Genomic DNA, 6,620 nt, shown 5'->3' on the forward strand with positions numbered 1-6,620 from the left:
ACCACGCACCAGATTCAGGCAACCGCCACCCACCGAAAACACATTAAGTAATTGATTTAATGTAAATAATTTTCTGGCACGCCGGCTGCTAAACCTCCCAGGCAAGCAAACGCTCACGGGCGCTTTCTGCAAGTGCCCGCAACCCTGGGAGGAAGAACTGTGGAACACCAGCTCAAGAAGACACTGGGTAGTTGGCATCTATGGGGTATCGCAGTCGGGCTCGTGATTTCCGGCGAGTATTTTGGCTGGAGCTATGGCTGGGCACAGGCCGGCACGCTGGGCTTTCTGGTTACCTCGCTGTTTATCGCGGCCATGTATGCGGCCTTTATCTTCAGCTACACCGAGCTGACTACGGCCATCCCCCACGCCGGCGGCCCCTTCGCCTATGCCAAGCGCGCCTTCGGCCCAGCTGGCGGCTTCCTGGCCGGCATTGCCACCCTGATCGAGTTCGTCTTCGCCCCGCCGGCCATCGCGCTGGCCATCGGTGCCTACCTCAACGTGCAGTTCCCCGAGATCAACCCCAAGTACGCGGCGGTGGCGGCCTACGTCATCTTTATGGCGCTTAATATCGTCGGGGTGCAGATCGCCGCCACCTTCGAGCTGTTCGTTACGGTGATCGCCATCGTCGAACTCTTGGTCTTTATGGGCGTCGTCGCACCCGGCTTCAGCATGGCCAACTTCACCCAGAACGGCTGGAGCGGCCATGGCGACTTCAGCATCGCAGCCTGGGGCGGTATCTTTGCCGCCATCCCCTTTGCCATCTGGTTCTTCCTGGCGATCGAAGGTGCCGCCATGGCCGCCGAAGAAGCCAAGGATCCCAAGCGCACCATTCCGCGTGCCTATATCGGCGGCATCCTCACCCTGCTGGTACTGGCGGTGGGTGTCATGATCTTTGCCGGTGGCGCGGGCGACTGGAGCAAGCTCGCCAATATCAATGACCCGCTACCCCAGGCCATGAAGATGATCGTCGGGGAAACCAGCGGCTGGCTGCATATGCTGGTCTGGATCGGCCTCTTTGGCCTCATCGCCAGCTTCCACGGCATCATCCTCGGCTACTCGCGGCAGATCTTTGCCCTGGGCCGTGCTGGCTACCTGCCCAAGTGGCTGGCCGCCGTGCACCCGCGCTTCAAGACCCCGCACCGCGCCATCCTGGCCGGCGGCGTGGTCGGCATAGCCGCCATCTTCAGCGATTCGCTGATCGTGATCGCCGGCCAACCACTCACCGCCAATATCGTCACCCTGTCGGTGTTCGGCGCCATCGTCATGTACATCGTCTCCATGGCCAGCCTGTTCAAGCTGCGCCGCAGCGAGCCTACGCTTGAACGCACCTTCCGCGCCCCCGGCTACCCGGTGGTACCGGCCTTCGCCCTGTTCGCCGCCTGTATCTGCCTCGCCGCCCTGGTGTTCTACAACCAACTGCTGGCGCTGATCTTCCTGTGCTTTCTGGCCGTGGCCTTCACCTACTTCTACCTGACCGCCCACCAGCGCGACAGCGCCCCGGCCGATACCCTGCTGGACGGCGTGGTGGTCGAGCAGACCTGACCCGGATCAGGGCGAGGCGGCCCATGCCTCGCCCCGAAGAAACAGGAACATCATGGCACTCGCTTGCACCCTCGCCGGCACGCACTACTCCTTCGGCGACCTCAAGGATCTGCTGGCCAAGGCCAGCCCCGCCCGCTCGGGCGACTACCTGGCAGGCCTGGCCGCCCAGAGCGCCGCCGAGCGCATGGCCGCCCGCCATGTGCTGGCTGACCTGCCGCTCAAACGCTTCTTGAACGAAGCGCTCATCCCCTACGAAGAGGACGAGATCACCCGGCTGATCATCGACAGCCACGATGCCGCCTCCTTCGCGTCCGTCGCCAGCCTCACGGTGGGTGACTTCCGCGAATGGCTGCTGCAAGACAGCACGACCAGCGACACCCTGGCCGCCGTCGCCCCCGGCATCACCCCCGAGATGGCGGCAGCCGTGAGCAAGCTCATGCGCAATCAGGACCTGATGGTGGTGGCGCGCAAATGCCGGGTGGTCACCCGCTTTCGCGGCACCATCGGTCTGCCGGGAAGGCTGGCCGTGCGGCTGCAGCCCAACCACCCCACCGACGACGCACGCGGTATTGCCGCCAGCATGCTGGACGGCCTGATGTATGGCGTGGGCGACGCGGTCATAGGCATCAACCCTGCTACCGACAGCGTGCCGGCGCTCATCACCTTGTGGCAGATGCTGGACGACGTGATCCAGCGCTTTGGCATCCCCACCCAATCCTGCGTGCTGACTCATGTCACCAATCAGATCCAGGCCATCGCCGCCGGGGCACCCATCGACCTCGTTTTCCAGTCCATCGCTGGCACCCAGGCCGCCAATGCCGGCTTCGGCATCGACCTCGCCATCCTGGACGAAGCCCACGCCGCAGCCCTCTCGCTGGACCGCGGCCCCCTGGGCGACAACGTCATGTATTTCGAGACCGGCCAGGGCAGTGCACTGAGCGCCAATGCCCACCACGGCGTGGACCAGCAGACCTGCGAGGCCCGCGCCTATGCCGTCGCCCGCCGCTACCGGCCGCTGCTGGTCAATACCGTGGTCGGCTTTATCGGCCCGGAATACCTCTACGACGGCAAGCAGATCACCCGCGCCGCGCTCGAAGATCATTTCTGCGGCAAGCTGCTGGGCGTGCCCATGGGTTGCGACGTCTGCTACACCAACCATGCCGAGGCCGATCAGGACGATATGGACAACCTCTTGGTGCTGCTCGGCGCCGCCGGGGTCAACTTCATCATGGGTGTGCCGGGCGCAGATGACATCATGCTCAACTACCAGAGCACCTCCTTCCACGACCAGCTCTATCTGCGCCAGGTGCTGGGCCTGAAACGCGCGCCGGAATTTGAAGCCTGGTTGAGCCAGATGGGCCTTGCCGACATGACTGGCCGGCTCTATCCCGCCCGCACCGACCACCCGCTGCTGCGGCATGTGGAAGAAGGGGCGCTGGCATGAACAAACCGCAGATCTCCCCCCCACCGCCGCTTACCCCGGACGACCCCTGGCGGCGCCTGGGCAATCTCACCCAGGCACGCATCGGCCTGGGCCGCGCCGGCCCCGCCCTGCCCACCCGCGAAGTACTGGCCTTTGGCCTCGCGCATGCCCAGGCGCGGGATGCCGTACACCTGCCCCTGGCTAAGGATGAACTGGCCCAGCAGCTGCGCGCCGCCGGCCAGCCGGTGCTGCAGGTGCAAAGCCGTGCCCCGGACCGCCGCAGCTATCTGCAGCGCCCCGACCTGGGCCGCCGCCTCGCCACCGAGAGCGCCGGCCTCTTGAGCCTGCACCAGAGCCAGGCCGATCTCGCCATCGTGGTCGCAGACGGTCTCTCTGCCCTCGCGACCCAGCGTCAGGCGGTACCGCTGCTGCAGCACCTGCTGCCGCTCCTGGACGGCCTGCGCCTCGCCCCGCTGGTCATCGCCAGCCAAAGCCGCGTCGCCCTGGCCGACGAAGCCGGCGCCCTGCTCGGAGCCCGTCTGGTTCTGATCCTGCTGGGCGAACGCCCGGGCCTCTCCTCGCCCGACAGTCTGGGCGCCTACCTCACCTACGCCCCGCAGGTGGGCTGCCTTGATGCCGCCCGCAACTGCGTCTCCAACATCCGCCCCGAAGGCCTGCCGCACCCGGCTGCGGCGCACAAGCTGGCTTGGTTGATCAAGGCGGCCTTGCGGCTGAAGCTGACAGGGGTGGGTTTGAAGGATGAGAGTGAGGTGGGGGTGTTGGAAAATGCTGGGAACACGACCGTCCGCTCCTGAACGGCGGGTCACGGGACATCGATCAAACATCCTGTGACTTGCCTTATTGCAAGATCCCGCTGTTGACCGCCTACTCCTAGACTCTAAAGGTCGCACCGCATTGCGGCCGTATAAAACGGTATGCTTTAAGGCTTAACTCATTGCACTCCAAGCCGAAGCGATGTCCGCGGTTGCTGATTCAGTAACGACAGGCGCTATGGCGGCAATACGCACACATCCGCTGTATGCGGAGGCGGTCGCTTGGCCGTATTGCATCAGTGACGTGTTCAGCATGCCTTTGAGCTTCGTCGATCGTTCAAGCATGGCCAATGAAGACAAGGCTCGTATCCGCGCCGAGCTATCCGAAGTTGTCACAGTACTCGTGGTGGCTTTTTACACTACGGATCGCAAGCCGGGACCTCTATCGGGCGCAGGCAAGCTTTACGCATTTTTGCTGCACCCCCAGTCATTCACGGTACTTGCTACAGATATTGGAAATTGGCGGTCCTGAAGCAGCCCATAGGGCGCAATCCCCGAAGGGCATTGCGCCCTATGCGCAACTGATCCCTCATCTGAAGGATGTCGCCCTCGCACTCCGCCGCTAAGATAAAACACCGCCGGGCACACCGGCCTTTATCCAGGCTCCCCATGTCGCTGCGCACACTGAACAAACTCTGGTCCGTAATCTTGCTAGCTACCCTCGCTCTACCCGCTTGGGCCGACGCAAAGACCGACGGTACGCTGGCCGATGGCCGCAAGGCCACCCAGCAGTTCCTCAAGCGGGATACCCTGGCGCTCTGGGCACAGATGACGCCGGATATGCAGGCGGCCGTCAAAACCGCCGATGGCCTGGCGCAGTTCCGTGCCGATCTCGACAAGCAGTTTGGTGAGGAACAAGCCGTGCTGGGTGAGGATGTGACCGAGCAGAATGGGGTGCGGCTCTATCTGCGCACCGCGCGCTGGAGCAAGCCGGCCACGCCTATCCAGATGTTGTGGGCGTTTTTGCCGGACAAGCGCATTGCCGGCTTCTATGTGCGGCCAGCGCAGACAGCGCTACCTGAATCGCCCTACAAGGACTACCAGACCAAGGCCACGTTGCGGCTGCCCTTTGAGGGCGAATGGCTGGTGTTCTGGGGAGGCCGGACCCAGGCGCAGAATTACCATATCGTCGCCCGCGACCAACGTTTTGCCTACGATCTGCTCAAGATGGTGGACGGCAAGAGCCACAAGGGCGAGGGCAAGAATCTGAGCGACTACTACGCCTGGAACCAGAAGGTCCTGGCGCCGGCAGCCGGTACAGTGGTGGAGGTGGTGGATGGCCTGCCCGACCAGGCCATAGGCAGCAGCGACCCGCAGCACGCTGCAGGCAACCATGTGGTGCTTGACCTCGGCCAGGGCGAGTACGCGCTGCTGGCCCATCTGCGCCAGGGCAGCGTGGGGGTCAAGCTGGGGGACAAGGTCGCGAGCGGCGATGAGTTGGGCCGCTGCGGCAACAGCGGCAACACCAGCGAGCCGCATTTGCACTTCCACTTGCAGGACAAGCCGCACTTTGGCGAGGGTGACGGTATGCCCGCCTACCTGAGCGGCTATGTGCAGGATGGCAAGCCGGTGGCGCGTGGCGAGCTGCTCAAGGGGCAGCTGGTCTCGCCCGGTAAGTAGCCACCACGGTGCAGCGGGTCGCCTACTGAGGCCCGCTGAGCGCCTTGGCGCAGCTGTAGATCAGGTCCTTGCCATCCGGCTTGGGCTGAAGCGCCTTATCGCCGCGGTAGATCATGACGAGATCCTTTTCAGTGCCATACATCCCCAGCATGCCCGGCGCCGTCTTGCTCCCATCCTTCTTCAGGTCCGGGCGGTTGGCCTTCAGGTAGTCCAGCAGAGGCTGCGGGTCTTGCCCGCACAAGCTGGCCGTCACCGTGAACGTGCCAAAGGCGGCGATGATGGCCACCTCCTTGAGGCAGAGCTTGTCGTACTGCAAGGGTCCGGCAATGGTGAACATGCCGTCGCCCTTCTTGGTCGCCAGTGGGATCAGTGTCTTGTCCAGCTTGAAGAAGGTGTCGGTACTTGCCGGCAGGTCGCAGGTCAGCACCTTCAGGTCTGGCAAGGGTACGGCCGCTTGGGCCGCCACGGCCAGGCTGAACAGGGCCGCTTGCAAGGGGTACTTGCTCAGTATCATCAAGGTATTCCCAGCTATTCTGAATCGTTCGGGGTTGGAACGTCGCAGCAGACTGCCACAGCGCAAATGCATGCCCAAGGGCCAGATTACCAAGGCCAGCCAGGCCGACTTCTATCGGACAGGTAGCTACCCACTGCCCCTAAAGGGGCACTCCATCCAGCTCCTATCAGGGCAAGCACCGTCGCCTCCAACAGGGATGGGCATGGCGGCCGGTACGGCGGAGAGTAGCGGCATACGGATCGCCAGCCAGCTCCATGGTGGCGCCTTGATCACACGTTGTTGATCCACCACGTTGCGCCATCCCACTACACTGGTTCTCAAGAAAGCGAGCTCAAAAATGAAGACCCTGCTTACCGCCGTTGCGCTGACCCTGGCCGTATCGCTCCCCGGCCACGCCGAGGTCAAACCCTTCCCTGCCACCTTCAAGCAACAGAAGATAGAAACCGAAGGCGCCACCCTGCATGTGCGCGTAGGCGGCCAGGGCCCGGCCGTGGTACTGATCCACGGCTTTGGCGATACCGGCGATATGTGGTCGCCGCTGGCTGCTGAGCTCGCCAAGACCCACACCGTGGTGGTGCCTGATCTGCGCGGCATGGGCCTTTCTTCCCGCCCGGCAGATGGTTACGACAAGCGCACCCAGGCGGCGGATATCCGCGCCGTGCTGAGCAAGCTCAATATCGACCACGCG

General features: G+C 63.7%; 7 protein-coding genes. 6 read left to right on the forward strand and 1 reads right to left on the reverse strand.

The genetic code is table 11. The features are described 5' to 3' along the window. Window positions 1-159 precede the first annotated feature (159 nt). The 5 genes from eat to VIM95_RS09175 all read left to right on the forward strand — a co-directional run bounded on the left by eat (window position 160) and on the right by VIM95_RS09175 (window position 5,418). Entirely contained in the window at window positions 160-1,542 is a 1,383-nt protein-coding gene (gene eat, locus VIM95_RS09155; RefSeq protein WP_331984845.1) for an ethanolamine permease, read from the forward strand. A 52-nt stretch (window positions 1,543-1,594) separates the two neighbouring features. Beyond that, entirely contained in the window at window positions 1,595-2,986 is a 1,392-nt protein-coding gene (locus VIM95_RS09160) for an ethanolamine ammonia-lyase subunit EutB (protein WP_331984847.1), read from the forward strand. Continuing rightward, window positions 2,983-3,780, forward strand: a complete 798-nt coding sequence (gene eutC / locus VIM95_RS09165) for an ethanolamine ammonia-lyase subunit EutC (protein ID WP_331984849.1) — start codon at window positions 2,983-2,985, stop codon at window positions 3,778-3,780. The genes VIM95_RS09160 and eutC overlap by 4 nt, the downstream gene beginning before the upstream one ends. Before the next feature lie 160 nt (window positions 3,781-3,940). Continuing rightward, window positions 3,941-4,270, forward strand: coding sequence for a hypothetical protein (locus VIM95_RS09170; RefSeq protein ID WP_331984851.1), 330 nt, complete (start codon window positions 3,941-3,943; stop codon window positions 4,268-4,270). Window positions 4,271-4,446: 176 nt separating this feature from the next. Continuing rightward, window positions 4,447-5,418: a peptidoglycan DD-metalloendopeptidase family protein gene (locus tag VIM95_RS09175; RefSeq protein WP_331984853.1), complete on the forward strand. Its 972-nt coding sequence runs from the start codon at window positions 4,447-4,449 to the stop codon at window positions 5,416-5,418. 22 nt (window positions 5,419-5,440) lie between these two features. Here VIM95_RS09175 and VIM95_RS09180 read toward each other — a convergent pair whose 3' ends face one another. Then, window positions 5,441-5,932: a hypothetical protein gene (locus VIM95_RS09180; protein ID WP_331984855.1), complete on the reverse strand. Its 492-nt coding sequence runs from the start codon at window positions 5,930-5,932 to the stop codon at window positions 5,441-5,443. A gap of 337 nt (window positions 5,933-6,269) precedes the next feature. Here VIM95_RS09180 and VIM95_RS09185 point away from each other — a divergent pair. Continuing rightward, window positions 6,270-6,620: alpha/beta fold hydrolase (locus tag VIM95_RS09185; RefSeq protein WP_331984857.1), on the forward strand; the 351-nt coding region annotated here is incomplete at its 3' end.

This window comes from Chitinimonas sp. (assembly GCF_036568685.1).
Taxonomy (GTDB): Bacteria; Pseudomonadota; Gammaproteobacteria; order Burkholderiales; family Chitinimonadaceae; genus Chitinimonas.